This window comes from Klebsiella sp. P1927 (assembly GCF_018204675.1).
In the GTDB taxonomy this organism is placed as follows: domain Bacteria; phylum Pseudomonadota; class Gammaproteobacteria; order Enterobacterales; family Enterobacteriaceae; genus Klebsiella; species Klebsiella pneumoniae.
The window spans coordinates 2345065-2371380 of record NZ_CP073377.1 but is presented as its reverse complement, the minus strand read 5'-3'; the positions used below and the strand labels follow the sequence as shown (position 1 = coordinate 2371380).

Genomic DNA, 26316 nt, shown 5'->3' with positions numbered 1-26316 from the left:
AGTGGCCTACTTCGCCGGGATAATCAGCACCTGACCCGGATAGATTTTGTCGGGATGGGTCAGCATCGGTTTATTGGCTTCAAAAATGCGTTGATACTCATTGGCCGAGCCATACATCGCTTTTGAGATTGCGCTCAGAGTGTCACCGGATTTGACCGTGTAAAAACGACTTTCCGCCCCGCTTTGCGTCACCTTAACGCCGTCACTGACCTGGCCTACGCCAGTGACATTCCCGACCGCAACCAGAATTTTTTCCTTATCCTCCTGCGAAGCGACATCACCAGTGACCGTTGCGGTGCCATCTTCCGCAACATCAATATTGACCTTTTCGGCGCCAGGCAGATTAAGTCCATCGATATGTTTTTTCAGCTTTTCAGCCCGATCTTCTTTACTGTCGCCGGAGACGGCATCCCATATTTTCTCGCCCGCTTCTTTCACAAAATTTAATAATCCCATCTTTCCATACCTCCACGACTGTTACATGAACACATGTTCCTCGGCCCCGTTGACCCAATGTTCGGGATATTGGTTTTGATATCCACCATCGCGACAACTGCTTGAGGCAGCACAAGCTGCCATCAAAGTATAATCAATGAGCGTCAAAGTGCAGGAAATTTGCCATGGTATGGCAGGAAAGTCTGTATTCCGGCAAGGCGACACGAAACTAAAGCGGACATTATCCCCCCGAACACAAGGCACCTGGCGCAGAGGCTGATTGATTGTGAAAGGATTTAAATGGCAGGCTGGGAGTTGGCACCCCGCCTGAGGGCTCCTGATTCTGGTCGCCAATGCTTTCAGGACGTTTTTCTTACTGAGATCGTCTCAAAAACATTCGCTGATTTCTGCCGCAGCAGCTACAGTAAATCCAGGTTGAACTGGTATGACCACACAAGGCGAGACTCATGGAACCTGTCATCATCCCCGTAAGCCAGGGCGGCTTTGTCGCCGCCACGCTCTGGCAAAGACACAAAGCCAAAGCATTGGTGATCGTTCACCCGGCGACGGCCGTTGTACAGGGATTTTATAAAGGATTCGCTGAATACCTTTATAAAAGGGGGTTTAGTGTCATTACTTATGATTACCGGGGCACTGGTCTTTCGAAGTCCGGGAGAGTCCGTCACAACAAAAACACCATGTCCGACTGGATCGAGCAGGACGTTGGATGCATCACCGCGTGGGCGAAAGCCCGAGCCCCTGGCCTTACCCTGCTGGCGATTGGGCACAGTATTGGCGGGCATGCCGTGCTGTTATCTTCCGCCTCCACCGACCTGCGAGCCGCCGTCATGATTGCCTCACACGCAGGCGTGACAAGCACTATCAGCCAAACGAAGGAAAAGCTGCGAGTATGGTGTTTACTGCGCGTTTTGGGGCCGGCACTTTGCCGGCTCTTTGGGTATATGCCAGCCAGACGTCTCGGGCTGGGTGAAGATTTACCGGCTCCGGCGATGCTTCAGTGGGGACGCTGGAGCGCGATGCCTGAATATTTCTATGACGACCCGGAGTGGGATGCGCGTCAGCGGGCAGGAAAGATAACCTTACCTATTCTGGTGTTGGGTTTTGATGACGACCCTTGGGCTAATACAGAAGCCATCTCACGCCTGCTTGCTCCAGCGCAAAACGCAAAAATAGAACGCCGTGAAATACGGCGGGCGGATTACGGACTTTCATCCATTGGTCATATGGGCTTCTTTCGTACCCGGAATGCGGAGAAATTATGGCCCCTCGTCGCACAATGGCTGGAGAGACATTGCCCGGATAAGAGGCGGACGACCTGAGCAATATTTCAGGAGACGCCGCTTCCGGCGCCTCCTGTTCTTCACCTCGCGGCTACTCCTCGTACGCCGCGTGATGGAAATCAATTTCCCACTGCAGCACCTCGCCGTAAAGCGCCGATAACGCCTGCTTTTCGTTTTCGCTCAGCGCCATGGCGCAGCGGTCGAGTTCGTTTTTTAGCCAGAGAGCCTGCTGATAAAATTCGTCCTCAGCGTGCATTTCCACCCAGCGTCGTAAATCAGCATCGCTCTGATAATGTTCGCTCGCCCGTCGGCACCAGAAATAGTACATCCATTCCGCACCGAACATCAGGGTCACAATCTGCTCATAGCTGCCCTCGTGGGCGGTCCGCAGCATACCGTCGCGAAAGCGCCGTACCCCGGGCAAATCATCCGGGTACTCAGCGGGATCGATCTGCCGCGCTGACAACACCTGTTCAAACCACGCGATCTGTATATCAACCAGGGCATTCAGCACGCCAATCAGCCAGCGCTGCTGTTGAATACCCGGCGCTTTGCTGACCCCGAGGGCAAAAATCGCGATTGCCGTCGCGACAAAGTTGCCCTCAAACACCAGATAGCGGTTGAAGACGACTGTCGGCAGACGATCCTGTTCGATATCAGTCACAAACGGGTGCTGCTGCATCGCCTGCCACGCCGGTTGATGTTCGCGCAGCAGGCGTTCGCTAAACGCTTCCATTATGCCTCCTCCAGCGCGGCCTGCGCGACCGACATAAAATGTTTCACCCGGGCCAGCTCAACATCGTTCCACCAGACGCCATCGACCTTCATTGTACTGGCCACAATGACCCCCTGAGTCCGCCCGAGGATCTGCTTCACGTTAGCCGGTGTCACCCCGGAGCCCACCAGGAGCGGTAGTTCCGTCGCCGCGCGGATCTCGTCAATTTCCGCCATCGTGGCGCTATCGCCCGTACGCTGGCCGGTGGCGATCACCGCGTCAGCCTCGAAGAAATCGACATCGCGCGTCAGTTCCTGAATCGAACGATCGGCGACAATGGCATGGCTACCGTGCTTAACGTGGCTATCGGCAAAAACGCGAATATGTTCAGCGCGCAGCATACTGCGGTAGCGCAGCGCCTTAGCGGCCGCCCCTTCTATAAATCCTTCGTTGGCGATATAGGCGTTGGCCCACTGGTTTACGCGGACGAAATCGGCGCCTCCCGCCAGGGCGATCGCCATTGCCGGGATCGCCGCGTTAGCCAGAACGTTAATGCCCAGCGGCACAGCAAAACGTTCACGAACTTTCTCGGTAATGACCGCCATCAGCGCGGAGGTTTCATGGCCGATATCCTCAGGTTTAGAGAAAGGAATATCGCCATGATTTTCAATAATCAGACCATGAACACCGCCTGAAATATAATTTTCAGCATCGCGAAGCGCACGTTCAACAATATCCGAGACTGATTTTCCTCGATATTTTGGCGAGCCAGGAAATGGGTCGCAATGAATAACACCAATAACAGCCTTGCTTCGTGAAAAAATAGCTTGTATTGCATTCGTTTTTTCTGCTGAGATAGCAACCATCTTATCCATCCTGTTAAGGGAACACTATGCGTGTTTACGTTACTGGTAATATTACCGTAGATGAAACCTGGTCCATTCCGGATATACCGAAAAAAGGAGCCTCCATTCACGGCGTTAAAGTGTCGCAGGATATCGGCGGTAAAGGCGCGAACCAGGCGATTATATTATCCCGCTGCGGAATAGAGACGCGTTTAATTGCCGCCACGGGAAATGACAGCAACGGCGCGTGGATCCGCCAGCAGATAAAAAATGAACCACTGATGCTACTACCCGACGGCCATTTCAATCAACATAGCGATACCTCGATTATTTTAAATAGCGCTGATGGCGACAACGCCATCATTACCACTACGGCGGCGGCCGATACATTCAGCCTGGATGAAATGATTCCGCATATGGCGGATGCCGTCGCTGGCGATATTCTGCTACAGCAGGGCAATTTCTCCCTCGATAAAACGCGGGCGCTGTTCCAGTACGCCAGAAGCCGCGGCATGACGACGGTATTCAACCCCTCACCTGTCAATCCTGACTTTTGCCATCTGTGGCCCCTCATCGACATCGCGGTGGTCAATGAATCCGAGGCCGAGCTGCTCCAGCCATACGGGGTGAAAACCTTAGTGATTACCCAGGGCGCCGCAGGCGCCTGGCTGGTCCAGGAGGGCCAGCGTCAGTTTTGTCCCGCCGTGCCCGCCGAGGCGCTTGATACTACCGGCGCGGGCGACACGTTCCTCGCCGTCATGTTGGCCTCCGCCCTGCTGCGCGGCGTCGCGCCGGATGCGCTGGCGCTGGCGCACGCCAGTCGCGCTGCCGCCATTACGGTTAGCCGCCGGGGGACGCTCAGCGCGTTTCCCGGCAGCCGTGAGCTCGCCGCCCTGTTAACCACGGACGGGGCGCGCTGACCTACTTAAACAGCGGACGGTATGAATCGACGTTCGCTTTGGTTACCACCGTCGCCGGAACCAGAATGGTTTTCGGCACGGTTTTACCCGACGTGATGCTGTTCAGCGCATTCAGGGCTTCGGCGCCCATCTTTTCCGGGTCCTGCTGCAGTACGGCGGTGACGTAGCCGCCGTCAATACCGGAAATCGCCTTCGCCGTCAGATCCCAGCCAAAGACTTTAATATCCTTCTGCCGCCCCTGGTTTTCTACGGCGGCGATAGCGCCGAGCAGCGCGGGTTCGCCGGTGGCATAAATCGCTGTCAGATCCGGATTACCGGTGATCAGGTTTTCCGCCGCGGTCATCGCTTTATCCTGCACATTCTGCCCGTCGACCACGTTAGCGATAGTAATCTTCGGATTGCTTTTCAGCGTCTCTTCGAACCCTTTCTGCCGCTGGTTCTGAATGGCCGAATTCAGCGCGCCGACTATACCCAGTCGCGCCTGGCCGCCCATCTCTTTCTGCACGTAGTCCACGAAGTATTGACCGATAATTCTGCCGCCTTCAATATTATCAACGCCGACCTGAGCTGCCTGTGGCCCGGCCGGTAATACGGCATCAATCGCAATCACCGGAATGTTTGCGGCGGCGGCTTCTTTAACCGCTGGCATGATCCCGTTAACGTCGATAGCAGCAACCAGAATGCCTTTAACGCCTTGCTGAATATAGTTTTCTATCGCGTCGTTTTGCGCCACGGGATTATCGTTAGAGTTAAAAATAACTAAATCCTTGCCACTGGCTTTGGCCGCATCCTGTGCGCCTTTATTCATCAGATTAAAGAACAGCGCCTGTTGGTTGATTTGTACCAGCGCATAAGTCGGACCGGCAGCGCTGGCGGCAGAAATAAAACTCATGGATGCCAGCATGGTCGTGGCGACAGCAAGGAAACGCAGTTTTCCGGTGTGAAATAACATCATCAGTATCCTCGTCGGGAATAGTTGATAGCCAGCAGAGTTCCGCGCCGCATGCGAACGCAGAAGGATTATTTTTTTTGGCGGGCAAATATCGTCTATATCGCCAGAACAATCATTGAACGTTCGGCGGATACCTGCTTAATGTCATCCCGGCAACCGGTCCGTGTCGGTGCGCGACTGGAATAACTTAAACGGGGTTGGGAATGACTTCCCGGATAATGCGGTAAACTGCCTATACAATTCTCTGCTGATTAAAATTTGTCAAGCATTTATTTTTGGTGATTGTTCGCAGAGAAATTGCTGTATCCACCGCGCTTAACTATGTTACAGATAGCCGATTCTGGCACAAATGGCGCAGGAAATGAGTATAAAACGTGTATTGTTATCCGATGTGGCAAAGCTGGCCGGGCTGTCGAAGGCGACCCTGTCGCGCTATATGAACAACAGTATTGTGCTGCCGCAGGACACCATCGACCGCATCGAAACCGCCATTCGCGAACTGGACTATCGCGGCAATAGCCTGGCACGCCGTCTTAGCAAAGGCGGCAGCGAAACGCTTGGCCTGGTGCTTCCCGATATTACCAACCCCTTCTTTGCCGAACTGGCCGACGCAGCCGAAGAGGCCGCTTCTGCCAGCGGCTACAGCCTGGTGCTGTGTATCACCCGCAACAACCCGGAAAAAGAGTGCCAGTTCATTCGCTGGCTGGATACCTGCCAGGTCGACGGTCTGCTGTTCACCACCAACCGCCCCGATAATGGCCTGCTGCGCAAGGAAGTCCAGCGTCACGAACGGATTGTCCTGCTGGATGAAGATATTCCCGGCAGTAAGGTACCGAAAGTGTTTGCCGATAACGTCCAGGGCGGGCGGATCGCCACCGAAAAACTGATCGCCGCCGGGCATCGCCATATCGCTTTCGTCGGTGGCCCGGACAAGCTGATGAGCGTCCGCGAGCGCTATCAGGGCTTTTGCACCGCGATGGAGCAAGCGGGCCTGAGCTGGCCGCCCGAATGGGTGATGTATGGCGACTACCAGCGCGAGTTTGGCCAGCAAGCGTTGCGGTACCTGTTCAGCCAACAGGTTCGCCCTACCGCCGTCTTCGCTGCCAGCGACTATCTGGTGCTCGGTCTGCTCGACGGCTTGCGCGCCAGTGGGCTCCAGGCGCCAGAGGCGCTATCGTTAGTCGGCTTCGATGACGCCAACTATGCCGATTTTACCCAGCCGCGGATCTCCACTATCCGTCAGCCCGCCCGCGAACTGGGCCGCACTGCGGTGAACATCATGATGCGACTGCTAAACGACGATCCGGATATCCCTGCGGAAACCCGCCTGCCGGTTGAATGGATTGGCCGCGACTCGATCAAGATTTGTTAAGCCCGTCCCAAAATGGCGCAAAAGCGCCCGCTTTTGGCGCAAAAAACGATCAATTAACAATTTATTCACTATAATCAGTAAACCGGTTTACCGGATTGTATTCAATTAAGTGTATTGAATACATAAGGTTAAGTTACAGGGCTGCTGTGTGGTTACTGCCCTGGCACGGATGCTGCAATGTTCTTACTGGCGAACAAATATCTTACATAGCGTTTGTCCTGACTGCACTGGCGAGTGCTCTGGTCCGCAGGTAAACCGGTTTACTAGATTGTAAACCGTGTCGGATAGAGTCTCTCCCGCAGGATGGCGAACATTTTCCCGGCCACAGCGATGGGAGTTATCAGATGCAGCAGCCACAAACTACCCCGCCAAGGGTAGAGATGATCAATATCACCAAGACCTACGGGTCGATACGCTCATTGCGCGGAGTCAACCTTGAGCTGGCCCCGGGCGAAGTGCTGGGCTTAGTGGGCGATAACGGCGCGGGGAAATCCACCTTGACCAAAGTGCTCTCTGGCGCGGTGATCCCCTCCAGCGGCACGATTCGTATCGACGGTGAACAGCAACAGTTTACGAATCCGGCCGATTCACGCCGTTGCCATATCGAGATGGTCTACCAGGATCTGTCGCTCTGTGACACGGTCGATGTCGCGGGCAATCTGTTTATGGGCCGTGAGCCGATGAAATCGGTCCTCGGCATCCCCTTTCTCGACGAGGCCAAAATGCACGCCGATGCCAGAGAGATGCTTAAAGGGCTCGGGATCTCCATTCCGGATACCCGGCTGCTGGTGCGAAATCTCTCCGGCGGCCAGCGCCAGGCTATAGCCATCGCCCGCGCCGCGGCCTTTGACCCGAAAGTGCTGATTATGGATGAACCCACCGCCGCGCTGGCCGTCGCGGAAGTTGAAGCGGTTCTGGAGCTCATTCGCCGCGTTTCCGCTCGCGGGGTGAGCGTGATTCTGATTACCCACCGCCTGCAGGACCTGTTCCTGGTCTGCGACCGGATCATGGTGATGTATGAAGGTACCAACGTCGCCGACAGACGGGTGTCCGACACCAGCCTGAGCGATATCGTTAACCTGATTGTGGGCGAAAAATTCACCGCCCGCTCTGCGGCAGCACATTGAGGTAACAGGATGAGTATCATGAATTTAAGCAGCTCACGCATGATCCAGCATTCGCTGCCGCGCCGCCTGCTGCATAACCATTCAGGCGTAGTCAGCATCGCGCTCTTTTTCGTCTTCTGCTGCGTGGTGTTTTCGCTGATCACCAGCAACTTTCTCACCGGCACCAACTGGCTCAACATTATCCGTCAGAGCGCCCCGCTGCTGATCGTCGCGACGGCAATGACTCTGGTCATTACCACCGGCGGTATCGATCTGTCGGTAGGCTCCACCCTGGCGCTGGTCGGCGCGCTCTCCGCTATCGCCCTGAATAGCTGGGGTCTGCCGTGGCCGGTGGTACTCCTCGGCGGCCTGCTGCTAGGCGGATTCGTTGGCGCCATCAACGGCTTCTTTATTGCCTATGAAGGCATTCCGGCGTTTATCGTCACGCTCGCCACCCTGGCCGTAGTTCGCGGCATCGCGCTGCTGGTCACCCAGGGCTACTCGATTCCGGTGCCGGCTGACAGCCTGTTTACCTTTATCGGACGCGCGTGGGTCGTCGGGATCCCCATGCCCGCACTGCTCGGCATTCTGATTCTGCTGATCGGGCATATCGTTCTCAACCATATGCGCTTTGGCCGCTACGTGACCGCCATCGGCGCTAACGCCGAAGGCGCGCGGCGCAGCGGCATTAACACCAAAGCGGTCACCATGAAGGTCTATATCATCAGCGGAATGGCCGCCGCGCTGGCGGGGATGATCATTACCGCACGCCTCGGCAGCGGCTCCTCCAACCAGGGCGAAGGCTTTGAACTGCAGGTCATTGCTGCCGTTGTGCTAGGCAGCACCAGTCTGTTTGGCGGCTTCGGAACTATTATTGGCACGCTGCTGGGCGCACTGTCGATTGCGGTCATTCAGAACGGGCTGATCCTGTCGCATATTTCGCCGTTTTACACCCAGATAGCCACCGGCACCATTATCCTGCTGGCTATCTGGCTGAACACCCGCATTCTCAACCCGACGCGCTCCGCGGCAAAAGGATAGCTGATGAAAGGATCAATTTTTCGCCATCCCTCCCCGCTGCCGGTTGGCGTTAGCAGCGGTTATGTAATGACTGTGCTTGGCCCACTGCCGATTAACGAAATGGGCGTTACTCTGATGCATGAGCATATTCTGCTGGATGCCTCCGGCAAATGGGTGCCGCCCTGCTGCTGCAGCGATCGCCATCTTGCCGAAATGCCGGTGAAAATGGAAAACCTTGGCGAACTGTCGCTCAACCCGCTGATGAGCCGCGATAACTGTCAGCTGTTTGATGTCGACGTTGCGATTGACGAGCTGACTAAATATCGCGCCCTTGGCGGAGAAACGGTAGTCGACCCGACCAATATCGGCATTGGCCGCGATCCGAAAGCGCTGGCGCGCATCGCGCGGCTGACCGGTCTGAACATCATTATGGGTACCGGGCTCTATCTGGAACCTTCGCACCCTGAGTGGGTAAAAATCAGCAGCGTCGAACAGCTGACCGAACGGCTGATTTACGATCTTGGCGGCGCGGAGGAGAAACCGGAGGTGCTCGCCGGGCTCATCGGCGAAATCGGTATCTCCAGCCGCTTTACGCCGGATGAGGAGAAATCCCTGCGCGCTGCGGGTCGGGCCAGCGCCGCGACCGGCGTGCCGATCGAGGTCCATCTGCCCGGCTGGGAGCGGCTGGGCCATCGGGTGCTGGATATTCTCGAGCAGGAAGGCGCCGATTTACGCCATACCGTGCTGTGCCATATGAATCCCAGCTTTGCCGATAAGCGCTACCAGCGCGAACTGGCGCAGCGCGGGGCGTTTCTCGAATACGACATGATTGGCATGAGCTATTACTACGCCGACGAGTCGGCGCAGTCGCCCTCCGACGAGGAGAACGCCCGCGCGATCCGCGAGCTGATTGACGACGGCTACATCCAGCAAATTCTGCTGTCGCAGGACGTCTTCCTGAAAACCATGCTCACCCGCTACGGCGGCCACGGTTATGGCTACATACTCAAGCATTTTGTTCCCCGTCTGCGGCGCCACGGCGTCAGCGGCGAACAACTTGAAACCTTAATGATTGGAAACCCCCAGCGGGTCTTTGGCGGATAAAAGGAAACGTCATCATGCAGAAAAAAATCTTACTGGTCGGTGAGTCCTGGACCAGCACGTCAACGCACGTTAAAGGCTTCGACCAGTTTGCCACCGCCACCTGGCACACCGGCGCAACGGACTTTCTGGCCGCGCTCGCCGAAAGTCCCTATGCCATTACCTATATGCCCGCCCACGCGGCGGCGACCGACTTTCCGCTGACGCTGGAAGCGCTGCAGGAGTGGGATGCGATTATTCTCTCGGACATTGGCGCCAATACGCTGCTGCTGCATCCGGACACCTGGCTGAAGAGCCGCCGAACCGCCAACCGTTTAACGCTCCTGCATGATTACGTGGCCGGCGGGGGGGCGCTGATGATGATCGGCGGCTATTACAGCTTCCAGGGAATCAACGGCGGCGCGCGCTACCGCCATACCGAGGTGGAGAAAGTGCTGCCGGTACGCTGCCTGGCCTGGGACGATCGCATTGAAACCCCGGAAGGCTGCTATGCCGAAGTGACGGAGGCTCACCCCCTGTTTAACGATATTCCGGGCGAATGGCCGTGGCTGCTGGGCTATAACGAAGTTGAAATGCACCCGGAAGGCAAACTGCTGGCGACCGTGGCCGGTACCGGTCATCCGCTGTTGGCTGTTCGCGAATATCAGCAGGGTCGCTCGCTGGTGTGGACCAGCGACATGTCGGCGCACTGGCTGCCGGAAGAGTTTGCCAAATGGCCCGGCTATCGCCAGCTGTGGATTAACTGCCTCGACTGGCTGACGGAACGCCGCTGATGACCGCGACCCTTGAGCTCGCCCGGCAGCTGCTGGGCTTTAACACCATCAACCCGCCGGGCAGCGAAGCCGACTGCATGCGGTTCTTCGCCGACTGGCTTGACGATAGCGGTTTTGAGGTTTCGCTGTCGTCGTTCGGCGAAGGACGCTGCAATCTTATCGCCAGCCTGCCCGGGGCGAAGAGCGGTAAACCGCTGGCCTTTACCGGACATCTGGATACCGTCCCGCTGGGAAATGCCCGCTGGCAGTACGATCCTTTCGGCTCGCAGATGGAAGACGGGCGTCTTTATGGCCGCGGATCCAGCGATATGAAAGCGGCGATAGCGGCGTTTGCCGTCGCCTGCGTTCATCAGCGGGAAGCGATCCTCGCCGGACGCGGCGCGGTATTGCTGATAACCGGCGGAGAAGAGACCGGCTGCGACGGCGCGCGGGCGCTGATCGCCTCCGCAACGTTGCCGGAGGTGGGCGCGCTGATCGTCGGTGAACCCACCGCCAACTATCCGGTTATCGGCCATAAAGGCGCGCTCTGGCTACGCTGCGAAACGCGGGGGAAAACCGCCCACGGCGCGATGCCGGAGCTGGGGATCAATGCTATCTATCTTGCGGCGGATGCGTTGGGTAAGATTCAGCATTTTTCGCCAGGCGCGCCGCATCCGCTAATGAAGCAACCCACCCTCAACGTCGGACGCATAGAAGGCGGACTCAATATTAATTCCGTACCGGACCGCACGCGTTTTGATGTCGATATCCGCAGCGCGCCCAATTTACAGCACGCCACTATCCGGGAGCGCTTGACGACGCTGCTTGGCGAAAGCGTCACCGTCTCCACGCTGGTCGACCTGCCCGCCGTCCTCAGCCGGGAGGATCATGCGTGGATTAAGCAGGTTTATCAACGCTGTCAGCCGCTGCACGCTGAGCCGATTGCGCCGCGCGTGGTGCCCTACTTTACCGACGCCTCGCTGCTGCTGCCTGCATTGGGCGATCCGCCCTGTATTATTCTCGGCCCCGGCGAGCCGTCGATGGCGCATCAAACCGACGAATACTGCCTGCTCAGCCGACTGGCGGAGGCCGAACAGCTATACGGTGACATCATTCGCGACTGGATGGCATCACCGCCCGCGACGAAAGTAAAAAATGAGTGACACTGTCACTGAAAGCGCGTGCCATGCAATTCAGCGTTTGAATAATATCGCGGAATAACAGAGGATAACCGCCTCGTACACGACGGTATCACCACCAGCAAGGAGGCTTAGCATGTCCGTGAAAACCAACGCTGTGCTCGTTTGCACCCTCTCTTTACTCCTTTCCGCCTGCTCGGGTCGTGCTTCTGCGCCGGGCAGCGCCGAAGACGCTAAAATATCGGCTGAAGTGGATAAGATACTTCGCGATTATCAAACGGGTTCCGATACTTCACCCCAGGCCAATGCCTCACGCTATCTGGCACGGATCCAGGCGGCTATCTTCGCTAACATAGACCAGCCGGCCTCCTGGCAAGGGCAAAAATGCTCGGTGCGCTTTATGCTGCAGCGTGACGGGACGGTGCAGGATCCAACGGTCGAGAGCGGCGATCGGCCATTCTGCGCGCAGGTGATGTCCGCGCTGAAAAAAGCCAACATCCCGCCCGCGCCGGACGAAAAAACCTATCAAACCTTCAGTCATGTCGTGCTGGACGTGAAGCCCTGAGCTTGCCCGCAGAAATGGCCCCGGCCATCACCAGGGCCATTTCGAACAAGATAAGCTGACAGCCCTGCTTAACAGACGCTTTTTGGCGATCAGCGAGGAATGATTCAATAGTAACAGGCTGGCGCAAGCCTGTTTTTTTTCCATTCTTCAGGATCGTGGCCGGGTATGAATACCGCATGATATCGCTCGGTAAGCTGACGCAGCTTTCGCACAGACTGAGCGACATCAGTAGCAGACGTCATTAGCCCCGGGAGCGCCTTCTCATGGTAATGATCTAAGGTATAAGCCGCATCAATCGCTAGCGTAAAATTTGTACCACCCGGTAAGCGGATAAGAAAAGATTGATGGCCCGGTGAATGCCCTGGGGTGAAAATACATTGTAACGTGCCATCACCGTAAAGGTCATAGTGATCATCGGACAACCCGTTCAGAAATAGCCAGTTAAGTTGGGGACGATCGAAATCGCGTCGGCAATAGGCTCCCGAAGTAAACCAGTCAGGGGCAAAGGCATATTCATACTCTTGCCTCTGGACAACATGCGTAGCATGGGGGAAGCGACCAATTGCTCCCGTATGATCAGAGTGCAAATGGGACAGGACCACATAGCGGATATCCTCAGGAGCAATGCCAATCCTCTTAAGTTGTTCCACGCAACCCTGTTCTTCTGACATCACCGGTTTAAACTGCTCTACAGCACTTCCCCAATAACCGCTGGGATCTTTCAATCCTTCGACAGCCAGACCGCCGTCAATCAGCGTAAACCCATCCGGATGGGTCAGTAGAAACCAGGGGACAGGGATCTCATAATGCTCTCCCACGCCCTGATTCATCCGGATATGCTGATATCGACAATGCTGTGTTCCTGACTGGAACATGAAAAGCTTTATCTCTGGCATCATTATTTTCCACCAATAAATCAATTAAATAGATTGAAATTTAGCCTGACTCAGGCCTTGAGTCTGGATTTTTCATCATTTCGCAGTAAAGCAGTAGATACCTGTCCCCACTTACATTTATCGGTAAAGCCAATATAATTGGTGAATGGATCTCTTCTCAGCAATGCGCATATTTATCAGGGTGGTTGAACGGGGCAGCATGTCGGCTGCAGCCCGCGATCTCGGTATTGGCCAGCCCGCCGTGAGTGAAAGAATAGAAAAACTGGAAGCTCATCTTGGGACACGTTTGCTTAGGCGCAACACGCGTAACATGTCTCTAACGCAAAGCGGTAACGTGTTTTATGAGCGAAGCAAAACGGCCGTTCAGGCGGCAGAGCATGCTCTTTCTGTGAATGAGGAAAATCAGGGGCTGCAAGGCAAAATCCGTATTGCCGCGCCCTATTCCGCCGGAGAAAGCCTGCTGATGCCTGCATTGTTGCAGCTTCAGAACGAGCATCCGGAGCTACAGGTCGATGTCATTTTTAACGACCGCGTCATCAATCCTGTCACCGAGGGGGTCGATTTATCGCTGAGATTAGGTGATGTCTCCGAAGGTTTTTTTGTCGCACGCCCGCTTGGCACCGTGCGCAGAGTGTTACTCGCCTCTCCGGCTCTGCTGGCGAAAATGGGTCATCCTGACACGCCGGATGCGCTGACAGATTATCCATTTGCTGCTGTTTCCGGTGTATTCGCCAGTAATCGCATTCAATTGGTCGCTTCCGAAGATCAACTCATTAATGTTCCCGTCAATATTCAATTTCAGTCCACGCACTGGCGGAGTGTCCTCTCCTGGTTATTAGCGGGACATGCCATTGGTGTTTTGCAAAGTCCGGTTTGCAGAAAAGAAATTGCAGACGGCGCGCTCATCCCCCTCTTAAGCCACTATCCGATCCCGCCATTTAGTGCCTGGTTGCTCCATCCACCAGCTGGGATGATGTCGTATGAAACGCGAATTTGTGCTTCCCTGCTGGAGGGCTATATCAGAGATTTGTTGCTTGAGCCGGCCGGCTGAATAAAACAGCGCTGCCCTGGCGCGCTGAAGATGGCCTCTTGTTAATGACTCAATCTCTGATGCATGAAATCAATAAGCGCTCTTGTTTTTGCCGGCAAGTAACGCCGATCTGAATACAGAGCGAACAATTGCAAGGGGGCTGCCGATTGTTCAAATTCAATCTCGATTAACCGCCCATCATCAATATAGGGTTGGCAGGCTTGTTTCGACAGGATGGCAAAACCGACACCTGAGATGGCCGCTCGCCCTGCCATCTCTCCGCTGTTGACCCGATAACGACCGTTAACCTTGATCGTCTCGAATCCGCCCTTTTTATTCACAAACTGCCAGGGAGCGCCTTTAAGCGCATTCACCGTTGTAATACAGGGTAACTCTTCAAATTGCTGTATTCGAGAAGGCGTGCCATAACGCTGGATGACGGAGGGGGCCGCAACGATGGTGCAAGGGATCGTCACCAGATGACGGGCGATGTAGTCACTGTCATCCATCTTACCACGGCTAACAATGACAGCTAAATCCAGATCATCTCGCAGGGATTCATAACCCGACAAATTTGTGACGCAACTCATCTCCAGATCCGGATGCTGACAGGCGAAATCAGCAACAACAGAGCCCAGCAATACAGGACCGATTTCATTGGGAATACAGATACGTAATGGCCCCTTGAATTGCATTTGTCGCAACGTTAATTCGGTTTCAGTTTGCTCAAGTGCTTCCAGTAATGGCTTCGCCCGGGTATAGAGTAGATGCCCAGCCTGTGTGAGCTTCATATGTCGGGTACTGCGCTCAATGAGCTGAAGGTTCAGTTTGTCTTCTAACTGAGAAATGCAACGGCTCACATTTGATGTCGGCATTTCCAGGGCTTTCGATGCCCCGACAAAACTGTCTCTTTCCACCACAGCAATGAAGATTTTCAGCGTATTAAAGTCAAGAACTGGCCGCATCAACTATCCCACATATGATAATAATGAGTGCCATTTTTACCATCTAATCGACAAGTTTGATAGCAGTTAAGCTAGGATATTTTTCATCCACAGGTCGCTTGCTATGCCACTGGTCACCACAACATTTAATCAAAAGACGCTCATTCGGATTGCTATGGTAATCGCTTTTGTCCAGTTTACTAATGCGCTGGAATATATGATGTTCAGCCCTGTTTTTACATTTATGGCTGCAGATTTCGCTGTTCCCGTCACCTTCTCAGGCTATGTATCCGGTATGTACACATCTGGAGCCGTCCTGTCGGGAATTATCGCCTTTTACTGGATTGATCGTTGCAATAAGAAGCATTTTTTAATCGCTAATATGGTACTGCTAGCCATGGCGACACTGTTGACGACATTCACTACCAGTTTTCCTCTTCTTCTTACATTGCGCTTCTTCGCAGGACTGGTTGGCGGTACGACAATGGCTGTGGGGATCACTATTTTGATAAACCACACACCGGCTGACTTGCGCGGAAAAATGTTGGCGACGGTGATTGCGTCATTTTCGATGGTCAGCATCGTGGGGATGCCCGCTGTACTATTTTTGTGTACTCATTACGGTTGGCATGTCGCGTTGTGGTTAATTTGTACACTGTGTTGGTTGGCATTGCCACTGATCGTCTCCATCATCCCTCAGGATCCCGTCACTTTCGACACGTCCAACGCGCTGCCCCTCGATGTAGATACTTTACTGTTTGCTTCCGGTAATGCGCTGGTACAGTTTAGTCCAATGCTGATCATTCCTGTCCTGGCGCCATTAATGACGCAGCTGTTGGGGGCTTCTCAAGGTCTGCTGCCCTGGTTGTTCTTCGGCGGGGGCCTGGCGGGGTATCTGTCTACCAGAATGACAGGCGCATTAACCTCTCGTGTTTCTGCTTTGAGTTTGGCGACCGGGTCGACCCTCGTTTTTATCCTGAGCTTACTGATACCCGTGATGGGCTATCCGCATCCAGCGCTATTTATTACGTTATTTCTCGGCGCAGCTTACAGTCGTCTGGTGTCATCGTCGGCGGTGACGATTCAGTTTCCTGATAACAAGCAACGAGCGGGATTCTCTTCATTACAGACATCCATGATGTATCTGATGACAACTGCCGCATTTTTCCTGTCTGCTTTTTTGTTACCCGACCATCGCATGGCGCTACAAAATATGGATACGCTGTTGGCGGTATGTGCAATTACCGCATCAGGAACCCCAATTATTGTCATCGTTTTGCAAAAGAAACTGGCTAAACGTACGTTCGAGCCCGATCGTTTCACCACTGAGTAGTACTCCACGGGTTGCTCATTTTTTAAGGCAAAAACAGGGGCATACGCCCCTGCGTGACTACCGCCGACTCATGGCCAGCTTCGCGGCAAACAACAGAAACAGGCAGCCGGTCGTTCGATCCATCCATTTCACTACGGCTGGTTTTTTCAGGATGCCTGCGGCATAGCGAGTGGCGGTAATCAGCGTTAACGACCACAGCGTACCAATCAATACATGGATAGCGACCAGGAGAAAAGTCCAGCTCACGGGTGAATGCCCGGCGGGGATAAACTGAGGTAAAAACGAAACGTAGAAAACACCCATTTTGGGATTAAGCACATTCCCCAGCATCCCACGCAGAAACCAGTTACTGGTGGTAGTGGATTCTGCCGGAGTGGTGTTAAATTGCTGGCGCGGGCGCAGAAGCAACTGGATGCCCAGCCAGCAAAGGTAGCCCGCTCCGCACCATTTCAACAAGGTATAAGCCAACTCAGAAACCGCCAGCAGCGCCCCTAAGCCAAAGGCCACCACGGCGCCCCAGATAAAGCATCCGAGATCAATGCCTAACGCGGCATGCAAGGCTTTGCGTCCCCCTTCAGCAGTCGCCGTGCGGAGAATAAGAGCAGTATCAAGACCTGGCGTCAGGGTAAGCAGTGTAGCAGCGAGGGTGTAAGCAAGAAGTGAATCAGTGACGAGCATTTCCTGTCTCCGAAAGAGACAAGGCTACTGAAGGGTTCACATTTTTGCAACAAGATTATTTCCCCTGATCTTCTGCTTACCCTGCTCCATTTTTCTTCGGGGATGACAGATGCAAAGAGTAGCCCATGACTAAGTAATGCTTAGTCATGGGCTGATGTTCTTACAGGAAGAGCTTAATGTTGATTTAAAATAACCCTGGGATACGTTAGCTCACTTTAATATCATCCAGGTCGATATCCTCTTCTTCGTAATCATTATCAACAATCACGTCGCGAGGGATATCTTTTTTGATGACGGCATAGACCGTGGCGGTAACAACGATATTCACCAGCAGGGCCATGATGCCTGCCATCGGATGTGACATCGTAGGGATCATCAATACTCCACCAAAAGGAACCGTCGCATCCGCACCATAGACCATGGTGACCGCCCCGCCGCACGCGCCGCCGATAGCCGCCGCCGCGATACCGCGCACAATATCATTCATGACGATCGGGATAGAACCCTCAACGATATTCACAATCCCCATCGGAACCGCCGATTTTAAGGTTTCCACTTCTTCACGGTTATAGATGTTCTTACGCAGAAGCTTAGCAATGAAGAAAGCCAGGCCAAATCCGATAGGCGTAGCGGTGTTAACTAACTGAAGTGCGGTAATGGGTTCATTTATCCCCTGCGCCTGCAGGGTCAGCACGAAAGCAAAGCATGTCTTATTTAGCGGGCCGCCAAAGTCAACAATACACAATGCGCCTATGACTGCGCCTAACACCAAATTCGACGACGTGCCCATGCTTCTCAGGAAAGACGTAAGCGCTTCCGTAAAGATACCGATAGGCGTACCGATGATATAGACCATAATCAGGCAGCTGATAATGGAGGCAAAAAAGGGAACGATCAGCGTCGGCATCAACCCGCGGGCCCAGTCAGGCACCTTGACGTTTTTAATGATCGCCAGCGCAATATACCCCGCAATATAGCCACCAATCATCCCACCGATAAAGCCTGCGCTTATGGTATTCGCCGCCAGCCCGACGACAAATCCTGGCGCGATGCCTGGTTTGCCGGCAATCGAGCCAGATATTCCCACGGCAATCACCACCGGCAACAGCCCAAGCGCCTTGGCGCCCAGGGTGGCCATCGCCTGCCATACATCAAATTGTCCCGGAGTTAACGTGTCCTGCACCGTTCCGCCAAGCCCCATGCCGATGGCGATAATAAACCCAGAACCACAGACAATGGGGATCAGAAACGAGATAGCGGTCAGCAGATGTCCTTTAGGGTTTGCTGCTTGCCATATTTGTTTTAGAGACATAAGTCACGCCCTTTAATGTAGAGTCGCCAGGCCGAAATAAAATTATGAATTGACTAGTTCACTGAGTTTTTCAATCAACTTATTGGGGGATTTGACTGCCGTTTCCGTCGCGACTTTAACGACTTTCTTGCCGGCAAATCTCTCCTCGCCCGTTACTTTGACATCGGCAGCAAGCAGGACAATATCTGCTGCGGCAATCTCATCAGCGGTTAACGAGTTCTCAATGCCGATGGTTCCTTGCGTCTCGATTTTAACGTTATGTCCGGCTTTTTTAGCCGCAGTTTCAATTTTCTTTTGCGCAATATAGGTATGTGCAATCCCCACCGTGCAGGCGGTAACGCCGACAATATTCATAATGTTTCTCCGTTAATTAATTTAATAAATTACTAATCGATATTAGCAAGTTGGTATTAAGCATCGGCGTTTTCTGTTTCTGAATTGAAAAGCGCAATGATTTTATGTGGATCAGATTCAACAAGTAATTTAGCGATAATGTCTTCATCCGCCAGTGACCCAGACACTTGTGCCAACAGGCGAATATGGGTGGCATTCTGATCCACCAGGCAAACCGCAAATAAAATAACACAGCGGACATCGCTGCCATCCATGGTCTCCCAGGGAATGGCATGTTGCGTGCGTCCGATGGCTAATGCGGTACGGGAAACACCGGAAGATTTACCATGTGGAATAGCGATATGGTTTTCAAAGCCGGTAGAGCCTAGCTCCTCGCGTAACCAGACATCACGAATAAAGTCTTCCTTATTGGTGACGGCGCCATCCTGGATAAGTAAATCGGTGAGTTCTTCTATCACCTCTTCTTTGGTTCTGGCGGTCATATTTAACTTGATGTTTTTAACATTAAGCACTGTCGAAATATCCATGATTCACCCGCATTCATATAGAGTGGTCGTTAAATAACAAACCAGCATCGCTGGCGTGATGCAGATCTTTTAAGGCTTATTCAAATACACACTGTGGTTCGAAGAGAAATAACCCGTTATGCAGCGACAGTTTCCCGTTGGAAGATCTCGATCATTCTGTCCCACGCCTGGCTGACATCCTCATGGAGCGAAAACAGACCCGATGTGCCGACGATAAAGACATCTACCCCGGATTCAGCAATCTGACCGAAGGTTTTCTCATTGCAAGAGCCATCAATTTCCGTCAGATAGTTATAGCCATTATTTTTGCGCATGTTGATGAGCTTTCTAATCTTGTTCAGCGACTCAGGAATAAACTTTTGTCCGGCATAGCCAGGGTCAACCGACATGACCGTCACTTTATCCAGCAGATGCGCATATTCGGCAATGCTTTCTGCCGGTGTCGCCGGGTTCAGCACCACCCCGCACTTTTTGCCCGCATCCTTGATCTGATTCAGCAGGCGGAATATTTTGTTATTCGCCGTCTCGGGATGAAAGCTGATGATATCGGCGCCGGCCTCGAGACACATGGGAATGATATCTTCCGGATGATTCACCATCAGATGAACATCAATGGGCACAGTAGTAATTTTTTTCAGATTCTCAATAAAAAAGGGAGACAGTGTGATATTGCGGACGTAATTGCCATCCATTATATCAACATGGTAAAAATCCGCTTTTTTATTCATTGCCGTGATCTGCTCTTTGAACTGCGTTAAATCCATGCACATCAGTGACGGTGAAAATTTAGCGCTCATAAACCACCTCCGATAAATAGTTAGTTAAACATTGCGATGATATGACCCAGCACGATGCCGACAACGCCAAAGTCTGCGTCTCCAAAGGTTGTGGAGCCCAGTCCCATATCCCCCATCATGGGCAAGAGAATGGCAGGCAGGAACGAAATGAGCAGACCGTGAGCAAAAGCCCCTACCACCGCCCCGCGACGTCCGCCGGTAATGTTGCCGTAAACCCCCGCTGTGGCCCCGCAGAAAAAGTGGGGAACCAGGCCCGGGACGATGACGCTCAAGCCGAACAGCGGGCAGAGGAACATACTGACCAGCCCTGCGACAGAGCTTGCGAGGAAGCCGACGATGACGGCATTCGGAGCGAAGGGAAACACCGTCGGACAGTCCAGCGCCGGCTTCGCGTCTTTAACCAGTTTGTCCGCAATCCCTTTAAACGCCGGGACGATCTCGGCAATCACCATCCGAACCCCGGCGAGGATGATATAAACTCCTGCAGCAAACGTGAGGGACTGAATAATGGCGAAGATAATAAAGTTCTGACCAGCGCTCAGGGTCTCCTCGACAAAGGATTTGCCCGCAACGAGCACCAGCACCAGAAACAGAATCATCATGGTGAGAGAGATGGCTACCGATGAGTCGCGAAGGAAATTGAGCGACTTAGGTACTTTGATCTCTTCAATCGAGGGACTGCCTTTACCAATAATTTTGCCCACCAGCGCGGACAGCAGGTAGCCAATAGATCCAAAATGACCGAGCGCCAGATCGTCGGTGTTGGTTATTTTACGGGTAAACGGCTGCAAGATAGCCGGGGAGATGACCATCATCGCACCGAGAATAACCGCCCCGATGGCCACCACCCATCCCCCTGACAAGCCCCCTACAGACAGGATAACCGCCAGCATCGCAGCCATATAAAGCGTATGATGTCCGGTCAGAAAGATGTACTTTAATGGCGTTAGACGCGCCAGGGCGATATTGATCAGCATGCCCAATACCATAATGGTGGCGGTTTCCGTGCCGTAATTCTTCTGCGCCAGAGCGGCCATGGCATCAGTGTTGGGCACCACGCCCTGAATATGGAAAGAATGTTCAAATAACTGGCTAAAGATGGTTAACGTATAGGCTATAATACCGGCGCCGGCGGTCAATATGACAAAACCCATGATGGTTTTCAGCGTGCCTGAAATAACGTCTGAAATTCCTTTTTTTTGCAACAGCAGACCGATCAGTGAAAATAAACCAACCAGTATCGCCGGTGTTCCTAGCACATCATAAATAAGAAAATGAAGCATGTTAAACTCCACGAATCAGATAGCCGTTGCTTAAATGTTTTCTGCTAAAATTTCTTTAATTTTATTGTTATCAAGTAAATTACTTAATCCAACGACCTTTGCAGAGTGACTGCTAAGATGTTCTGCAATGTCTTTGGCGCTGAGAATAAGATCGGCAGTTTCGCTTTTTGCCGACGTCAGGTCGGTATGTGCGACTTCAGCTTCTTTATTCATTTCGGCAAGGATCTTTTTGACATTCATTTCAACGATGAAGCTGCTGCCCAAACCATTACCGCACACGATAAGCACTTTTTTCATTCTGTTTTCCTTCAGTCAATAACGGCCTGAATCGCCTTGCTATCATCGGCATTGAACAATCGGTGTAACTTTTGCTGATCGCTAAAGATTTCAGCCAGTTCACCAATCATCGTGATATGTTCATTTCCGGAACGAGCGCATAGTATGATTACCACGTATACCGGATCGTTCTCTGTCGAGCCGAACGACACCCCTTCTTTAATATGAAGAAGCGATAATCCATTTCTTAATACCCCCTGTTCAGGACGGGCATGAGGCATCGCCAAGCCGGGAGCTAATACGTAATAGGGCCCAAGTTCTTTATGGCTTTGCAAAATCGCCTCAATATACGACCCGGCTATATACCCTTGCATCAGCAAGGGTTCTGCTGCAAGTCGAACGGCATTTTCCCAGCTATCTATTGAGTTAATGACTTTAATTTTATCCGGGGTTAACCAGTCTCTGATCATATGCTCTCCCGAGGGGGTCTATGTGCTGCACTATAAACAGCTAAATAAAATGCAACTGTGATACACCTCCCAAAGTTAGCGCTAACAAAGAAAAATGTTAAAAAATGCGTTACCGCTAACACTGGCTATAATGTGCTTTCCCCCTCGCTGTGGTAAGTTATAATGCGATTCGCAGATATACTTTCGTTATATTTTATTTTTCAAACGGTTGGTGATTTTGGTGAAGAGTTTAGACGCGGACGGTAGCCCGAAAGAAAAACGACGTAAAGGAACGGGTAAGATAACCCTGACCGAGGTGGCTGAGTTTGTCGGTGTGAGCGCCATGACCGTTTCGCGAGCGCTGAGAATGCCTGAAAAAGTGAATCCTGAGCTTCGCGATCGCATCGATGCGGCCGTCAGTCAACTCGGCTATGTCCCTAATCTGCAGGCACGTAATCTGGCGTCGGTCCATTCCGATCTTATTCTCGCCGTCGTCCCCACCTTCTCTTCACCGGGTTTTTTGCCGGTCTCTGAAGCGCTGCAAAAAGTGCTGACCGAACGCGGATATACCATGATGTTTATGGAATCCGGGCATGACGGTCAAAGTGAACAAAAGACGTTTGAAAAAATGCTCGCCTATAACCCGGCGGCCATTATTCAGTTCAATATCGATACCATTGAGAGCTGCACCCAGCTGCTGGCCAACGTGGATGTTCCTATTCTGGAAATTGGCGCGCTAAATACCCACCCAGTGGGTATGTGCATCGGCGTGGATTACGGTAAGGCCGTAAAACAGATCGTGACTCATCTGGCCGACGCCTCATTAAAAAACATCGCACTGCTCTGTACCCCGGCAAATAACACAATGTTTCGCCAGTTGCTGAGCGGATGGAATACGGCGATGCTCGCTCTGAACCGCTCCCCGCACCGGGTGGTAACCACGCATTTGCCATCCACCATCGCCACAGGCGTCAATATATTCAAGGATATGATGATTACCTGGGGCGATCTGGATGCGTTAATTTGCACGTCGGATGAAATGGCCTGTGGATGTATGATGGCCTGCCACAGTGCCGGCATTAAGGTGCCCAATACCGTAGCCATTGCGAGTTTAGGCGGAGGAGTGTTATCGACTGTCTGTTCCCCTGCCCTGACAACCGTTGAGTTTCCCTGGCATGACATTGGGGTGAAAGCCGGTAAAGCCCTTCTCGAACTGCTTAACGATAAGCCTGGTGAAAAGTTCATTGAAATTCCGTCAGTGCTCAAAGTCCGGGCCAGTACCGCGGCATGAGTTTAATATAGGGCGATAAGGCTTCCCCTATCTAGTATCTGTGTGTGGTAGCCAGGGTTTCTACCAGGAAGAATGTCTCTCTGCGAGAGTCCATACAATAAATGCCCAGCTCATAAAGCAAAAAATAGTCGGGACAGTAGCGTTTTTTCGCTACTAAGCGGGTAAACCGCCAGCCTCATTTCCCGTTTATCTTGCCAGCCGTCCCAGGCGGTGATTTCGTAGCCTCGACCCGCCTGGGCGGCTTTGCACTGAAGTCCGTCTAGCGCCAGTCCAGGATATACGATGTCTCCTAAGCCAGTTAGCAGGTAAAGCGCACCGCGATAATTCATTTGCACCGCCCTGGTGCCGCACATTCACCATGCCGCCCCCCGTCAGACATGCCCTCATTACATTAACCACTTGAATATAAAAAATTATTTTATATGGCACGTTTAATGCTCTTCGCTTGTATACCGCAATGTGGACAAGAACGTATGCCATATGGCCACAACAGGTCGCCAGTCTGCGGTCGCAACCTTCCCCTTTCTGTGAGGCATCCAGGGTGGATGCGTTTCACGGAAGCCTGCTTACTGAAAACGGAGAACAACATGACGACACTCAGCGAACCGTTGGTTACCCCGAAATATGGCAAATGGCGCCAGCTGGTGCTGGGCCTGATCTGTATGGCCGCCATCTCCAGTCCGCAATATGTCTGGACGCTGTTGACAAAACCCCTGTCCGCCAAACTTGGCGTCGGTCTGCCAGAATTGCAGGTCACCTTCTCGCTACTGATCATCCTGCAGACCTTCTTTTCCCCTTTTCAGGGGCGGTTAGTGGAAAAATTTGGCCCACGGCGGCTGATCGCTATTGGCACGGTGATGGCGGGAATGAGCTGGGTACTTTCCGCGCAGGTGAATGGCCTGGCAACGCTCTGGCTGGTTTATGGCTGCATGGGCGGCCTCGGGACCGGGATCGTCTACATCGGCGTTGTCGGCCTGATGGTCAAATGGTTCCCACAGCAGCGGGGATTTGCCGCCGGCGCGGTGGCGGCGGGCTACGGGATGGGGGCCATCATAACCACCTTCCCCATCTCCCTGTCGCTGACCACTAACGGCCTTGAACACACGATGACGACTTTCGGGATCCTTTTCGCCCTCGTCGGCTTCATCGCCAGTCAGGGGCTGAAGCTGCCGCCGCCCGCTGTCTCCCAGCCCGTCAGTCAGACGGTGGTGCAGAGCAGCAGATCGTTTACTTCCCGGGAAATGCTGCGCCAGCCGCTGTTCTGGCTGATGTTCGTCATGATGGCGATGATGTCGACTTCCGGGCTGATGGTCACTTCGCAGATGGCGGTGTTCGCCGAGGATTTCGGCATTAGCCAGGCGGTGGTGTTTGGCATGGCGGCGCTGCCGCTGGCGTTAACGATAGACCGCTTTACCAACGGCTTAACCCGGCCGCTGTTTGGGTTTATTTCCGACCGCTTCGGCCGCGAGCAAACCATGTTTATCGCCTTTGCGCTGGAGGGGGTGGCGATGATGCTCTGGCTGGCGTGCCGGGAAGATCCGCTGCTGTTTGTCCTGCTCTCCGGGGTGGTGTTCTTTGGCTGGGGGGAGATCTTCTCTCTCTTCCCGTCGACACTCACCGATACGTTCGGCAGCGAGCATGCCGCCACCAACTATGGCTGGCTGTATATTTCGCAGGGCATCGGGTCAATCTTCGGTGGCCCGCTGGCGGCACTGCTCTATCAGTACACCCACGGCTGGCATGTAGTCTTCAGCTGCGCTATTGGCCTTGATTTTATCACCGCCGCCCTCGCGCTGTGGGTGCTAAAACCGTGGCGCGCGCGCTTTATCCGCCAGCATAGCTAATCGTCCGCCGGGCAGAAGTGACGGTTCGCCCGTCACTTCACTGATATTCGCTGCGCAGCAGCGCGTACAGATACTCATCGCCCCACTCGCCTTTAAAAAAGATATTCTGCCGGTAATGCGCCTCGCGACGAAAGCCCAGCCCTTCCAGGAGTTTGATCGCGCCGGTATTGCGTGTGTCTACCACCGCTGTCAGCCGGTGATGGGCTAACTGTTCAAAGAGTAAGGCCATCACCGCCCGTATGGCTTCCCGGGCATACCCCTGATGCTGATACGCAGGGGAAAAGGTCATCCCCAGCTCGGCTTGTCTGCCGTGATCTAAGAAGTGGATCCCCACATCTCCCGCCAGCGCACCGTTGGCCTGGATCTCTACGGCAAGCTGGAACCAGCTCTCATCCTCAGCAAAGGCCTGCGAACGCTGTTGTTCATAGAAGGCTGTCGCCTCTGTCATGCCGTAGTGGGTCCAGCTCTGGAAGCGGGCCACCTCCGGCAGATTGCGATAATGGCTGAAAGTCGGCAGATCTTCCGTTCTGAACCGGCGCAGCAGCAGCCGGGGCGTGGTCAGGGGTAACATCATCTCTTCTCTTCTTCTCAATGAGACGGGCAATGGCGGGGCCATCTTAACCTGCGCAGCCTCAACCCAGCCATCGCACTTCCTTGTCAATTTAATATAAAGTTAAATTTCGATATTAAAATTTCACAAACCGATAAAACATTACAATAACAAATACGAAAAACAGGGGAACAAGCCAGAGAGGCGTCTCTGGAAAAAAGAGCCCTTGCGCCACGGCGAAGAGGATGGTCAGTACAGCTGGGCCATAAGATGAAATTAACGACTTGAATATTCTTCGCAGCAATCTTTTAATAAGATTCATCATAGTTATCGGATCATCCTGGTAATGATGTCTGTAATACCCTCATTCGATGCCTGTCCTGCTGTAACCGTCTCAGACTTCAGAAATAATGCCTATCAGAAAGTACATCATTCACAGCTTATGTGTATAAAGGTCCGAATAATACGTCGGTTCAGAAACATAAGGACATGACTTGTGTATGTCTACGCAATCTTGTTTTTATTGAGG

General features: G+C 53.2%; 30 protein-coding genes. 13 read left to right on the top strand and 17 right to left on the bottom strand.

The genetic code is table 11. The features are described from left to right. Window positions 1-6 precede the first annotated feature (6 nt). The gene (lysM, locus tag KB892_RS12005; protein ID WP_002904908.1) at window positions 7-456 is read right to left on the bottom strand and encodes a peptidoglycan-binding protein LysM; all 450 of its coding nucleotides are present in this window, start codon (window positions 454-456) and stop codon (window positions 7-9) included. A 446-nt stretch (window positions 457-902) separates the two neighbouring features. On the opposite strand from lysM, the gene KB892_RS12000 reads away from it, so the two are divergent. Continuing rightward, window positions 903-1775 carry an alpha/beta hydrolase family protein gene (locus tag KB892_RS12000; protein ID WP_004199910.1) on the top strand — a complete coding sequence of 291 codons (873 nt, stop codon included), beginning with the start codon at window positions 903-905 and terminating at the stop codon, window positions 1773-1775. Between the two features lie 52 nt (window positions 1776-1827). On the opposite strand, the gene KB892_RS11995 is transcribed toward KB892_RS12000, so the two are convergent. Together KB892_RS11995 and KB892_RS11990 are read right to left on the bottom strand one after the other, a co-directional pair. Further along, complete coding sequence (locus tag KB892_RS11995) at window positions 1828-2472, bottom strand: TenA family protein (protein WP_004199912.1); 645 nt, start codon at window positions 2470-2472, stop codon at window positions 1828-1830. Beyond that, complete coding sequence (locus KB892_RS11990; RefSeq protein WP_004176161.1) at window positions 2472-3317, bottom strand: BtpA/SgcQ family protein; 846 nt, start codon at window positions 3315-3317, stop codon at window positions 2472-2474. Before KB892_RS11990 ends, KB892_RS11995 begins: the two co-directional genes overlap by 1 nt. Window positions 3318-3343: 26 nt before the next feature. Between KB892_RS11990 and KB892_RS11985 the strand changes: the two genes are divergently transcribed. After that, window positions 3344-4216 carry a PfkB family carbohydrate kinase gene (locus KB892_RS11985; RefSeq protein WP_004179897.1) on the top strand — a complete coding sequence of 291 codons (873 nt, stop codon included), beginning with the start codon at window positions 3344-3346 and terminating at the stop codon, window positions 4214-4216. Window position 4217: 1 nt separating this feature from the next. On the opposite strand, the gene KB892_RS11980 is transcribed toward KB892_RS11985, so the two are convergent. Further along, entirely contained in the window at window positions 4218-5171 is a 954-nt protein-coding gene (locus tag KB892_RS11980) for an ABC transporter substrate-binding protein (RefSeq protein WP_004176159.1), read from the bottom strand. A gap of 346 nt (window positions 5172-5517) precedes the next feature. Between KB892_RS11980 and KB892_RS11975 the strand changes: the two genes are divergently transcribed. From KB892_RS11975 to KB892_RS11945, 7 genes are all read left to right on the top strand, one after another. Further along, on the top strand, window positions 5518-6540 hold the full coding sequence (locus KB892_RS11975; RefSeq protein ID WP_004176158.1) for a LacI family DNA-binding transcriptional regulator: 1023 nt from the start codon (window positions 5518-5520) through the stop codon (window positions 6538-6540). A 380-nt stretch (window positions 6541-6920) separates the two neighbouring features. After that, window positions 6921-7667 carry an ATP-binding cassette domain-containing protein gene (locus KB892_RS11970; protein ID WP_004198552.1) on the top strand — a complete coding sequence of 249 codons (747 nt, stop codon included), beginning with the start codon at window positions 6921-6923 and terminating at the stop codon, window positions 7665-7667. Between the two features lie 18 nt (window positions 7668-7685). Beyond that, entirely contained in the window at window positions 7686-8687 is a 1002-nt protein-coding gene (locus tag KB892_RS11965) for an ABC transporter permease (RefSeq protein ID WP_002904978.1), read from the top strand. A gap of 3 nt (window positions 8688-8690) precedes the next feature. Continuing rightward, window positions 8691-9770 (top strand): phosphotriesterase family protein, encoded by a 1080-nt coding sequence (locus KB892_RS11960; RefSeq protein WP_004176149.1) that lies wholly within the window; start codon window positions 8691-8693, stop codon window positions 9768-9770. A gap of 14 nt (window positions 9771-9784) precedes the next feature. Further along, window positions 9785-10540: a glutamine amidotransferase gene (locus tag KB892_RS11955; protein WP_004199914.1), complete on the top strand. Its 756-nt coding sequence runs from the start codon at window positions 9785-9787 to the stop codon at window positions 10538-10540. After that, entirely contained in the window at window positions 10540-11682 is a 1143-nt protein-coding gene (locus tag KB892_RS11950; protein ID WP_004199916.1) for a M20 family metallopeptidase, read from the top strand. Before KB892_RS11955 ends, KB892_RS11950 begins: the two co-directional genes overlap by 1 nt. A 112-nt stretch (window positions 11683-11794) precedes the next feature. After that, window positions 11795-12223, top strand: coding sequence for a cell envelope integrity TolA family protein (locus KB892_RS11945; protein WP_004179900.1), 429 nt, complete (start codon window positions 11795-11797; stop codon window positions 12221-12223). Window positions 12224-12327: 104 nt separating this feature from the next. Here the strand turns inward: KB892_RS11945 and ahlK are convergent, their stop codons facing one another. Then, window positions 12328-13122, bottom strand: coding sequence for an N-acyl homoserine lactonase AhlK (gene ahlK / locus KB892_RS11940; RefSeq protein ID WP_004218740.1), 795 nt, complete (start codon window positions 13120-13122; stop codon window positions 12328-12330). Window positions 13123-13282: 160 nt separating this feature from the next. On the opposite strand from ahlK, the gene KB892_RS11935 reads away from it, so the two are divergent. Continuing rightward, window positions 13283-14170, top strand: coding sequence for a LysR family transcriptional regulator (locus KB892_RS11935; RefSeq protein ID WP_004151649.1), 888 nt, complete (start codon window positions 13283-13285; stop codon window positions 14168-14170). Window positions 14171-14211: 41 nt separating this feature from the next. Here the strand turns inward: KB892_RS11935 and KB892_RS11930 are convergent, their stop codons facing one another. Then, window positions 14212-15114, bottom strand: a complete 903-nt coding sequence (locus KB892_RS11930; RefSeq protein WP_004199918.1) for a LysR family transcriptional regulator — start codon at window positions 15112-15114, stop codon at window positions 14212-14214. A 103-nt stretch (window positions 15115-15217) separates the two neighbouring features. On the opposite strand from KB892_RS11930, the gene KB892_RS11925 reads away from it, so the two are divergent. Further along, window positions 15218-16426 (top strand): MFS transporter, encoded by a 1209-nt coding sequence (locus KB892_RS11925; RefSeq protein ID WP_004199920.1) that lies wholly within the window; start codon window positions 15218-15220, stop codon window positions 16424-16426. A gap of 57 nt (window positions 16427-16483) precedes the next feature. Here KB892_RS11925 and KB892_RS11920 read toward each other — a convergent pair whose 3' ends face one another. The 8 genes from KB892_RS11920 to KB892_RS11885 form a co-directional block, all read right to left on the bottom strand. Continuing rightward, on the bottom strand, window positions 16484-17104 hold the full coding sequence (locus tag KB892_RS11920; RefSeq protein ID WP_004190051.1) for a LysE family translocator: 621 nt from the start codon (window positions 17102-17104) through the stop codon (window positions 16484-16486). Window positions 17105-17309: 205 nt separating this feature from the next. Then, the gene (locus KB892_RS11915) at window positions 17310-18416 is read right to left on the bottom strand and encodes a PTS fructose transporter subunit IIC (RefSeq protein ID WP_004176140.1); all 1107 of its coding nucleotides are present in this window, start codon (window positions 18414-18416) and stop codon (window positions 17310-17312) included. Window positions 18417-18458: 42 nt separating this feature from the next. After that, the gene (locus KB892_RS11910; protein ID WP_004190049.1) at window positions 18459-18770 is read right to left on the bottom strand and encodes a PTS fructose transporter subunit IIB; all 312 of its coding nucleotides are present in this window, start codon (window positions 18768-18770) and stop codon (window positions 18459-18461) included. 56 nt (window positions 18771-18826) lie between these two features. Further along, window positions 18827-19297: a PTS sugar transporter subunit IIA gene (locus tag KB892_RS11905; RefSeq protein ID WP_002905131.1), complete on the bottom strand. Its 471-nt coding sequence runs from the start codon at window positions 19295-19297 to the stop codon at window positions 18827-18829. Window positions 19298-19413: 116 nt separating this feature from the next. Then, a complete protein-coding gene (gene alsE / locus KB892_RS11900) occupies window positions 19414-20094 on the bottom strand; it encodes a D-allulose 6-phosphate 3-epimerase (protein ID WP_002905133.1) in 681 nt (226 codons plus the stop codon). 20 nt (window positions 20095-20114) lie between these two features. Continuing rightward, entirely contained in the window at window positions 20115-21377 is a 1263-nt protein-coding gene (locus KB892_RS11895) for a PTS ascorbate transporter subunit IIC (protein WP_206659699.1), read from the bottom strand. A 30-nt stretch (window positions 21378-21407) separates the two neighbouring features. Beyond that, on the bottom strand, window positions 21408-21674 hold the full coding sequence (locus KB892_RS11890) for a PTS sugar transporter subunit IIB (RefSeq protein ID WP_004176134.1): 267 nt from the start codon (window positions 21672-21674) through the stop codon (window positions 21408-21410). A gap of 11 nt (window positions 21675-21685) precedes the next feature. Beyond that, window positions 21686-22123 (bottom strand): PTS sugar transporter subunit IIA, encoded by a 438-nt coding sequence (locus tag KB892_RS11885; RefSeq protein ID WP_004199922.1) that lies wholly within the window; start codon window positions 22121-22123, stop codon window positions 21686-21688. A 217-nt stretch (window positions 22124-22340) separates the two neighbouring features. Between KB892_RS11885 and KB892_RS11880 the strand changes: the two genes are divergently transcribed. Next, the gene (locus KB892_RS11880; RefSeq protein ID WP_004151868.1) at window positions 22341-23393 is read left to right on the top strand and encodes a LacI family DNA-binding transcriptional regulator; all 1053 of its coding nucleotides are present in this window, start codon (window positions 22341-22343) and stop codon (window positions 23391-23393) included. 110 nt (window positions 23394-23503) lie between these two features. Here the strand turns inward: KB892_RS11880 and KB892_RS11875 are convergent, their stop codons facing one another. Then, the gene (locus KB892_RS11875) at window positions 23504-23722 is read right to left on the bottom strand and encodes a hypothetical protein (protein WP_014343071.1); all 219 of its coding nucleotides are present in this window, start codon (window positions 23720-23722) and stop codon (window positions 23504-23506) included. 216 nt (window positions 23723-23938) lie between these two features. On the opposite strand from KB892_RS11875, the gene oxlT reads away from it, so the two are divergent. Next, window positions 23939-25237 (top strand): oxalate/formate MFS antiporter, encoded by a 1299-nt coding sequence (gene oxlT, locus KB892_RS11870; RefSeq protein ID WP_004199926.1) that lies wholly within the window; start codon window positions 23939-23941, stop codon window positions 25235-25237. 37 nt (window positions 25238-25274) lie between these two features. On the opposite strand, the gene KB892_RS11865 is transcribed toward oxlT, so the two are convergent. Beyond that, the gene (locus tag KB892_RS11865; protein ID WP_014343072.1) at window positions 25275-25853 is read right to left on the bottom strand and encodes a GNAT family N-acetyltransferase; all 579 of its coding nucleotides are present in this window, start codon (window positions 25851-25853) and stop codon (window positions 25275-25277) included. Window positions 25854-25923: 70 nt separating this feature from the next. Continuing rightward, window positions 25924-26112, bottom strand: a complete 189-nt coding sequence (locus KB892_RS11860) for a hypothetical protein (protein WP_004199930.1) — start codon at window positions 26110-26112, stop codon at window positions 25924-25926. Between the last annotated feature and the right edge of the window lie 204 nt (window positions 26113-26316).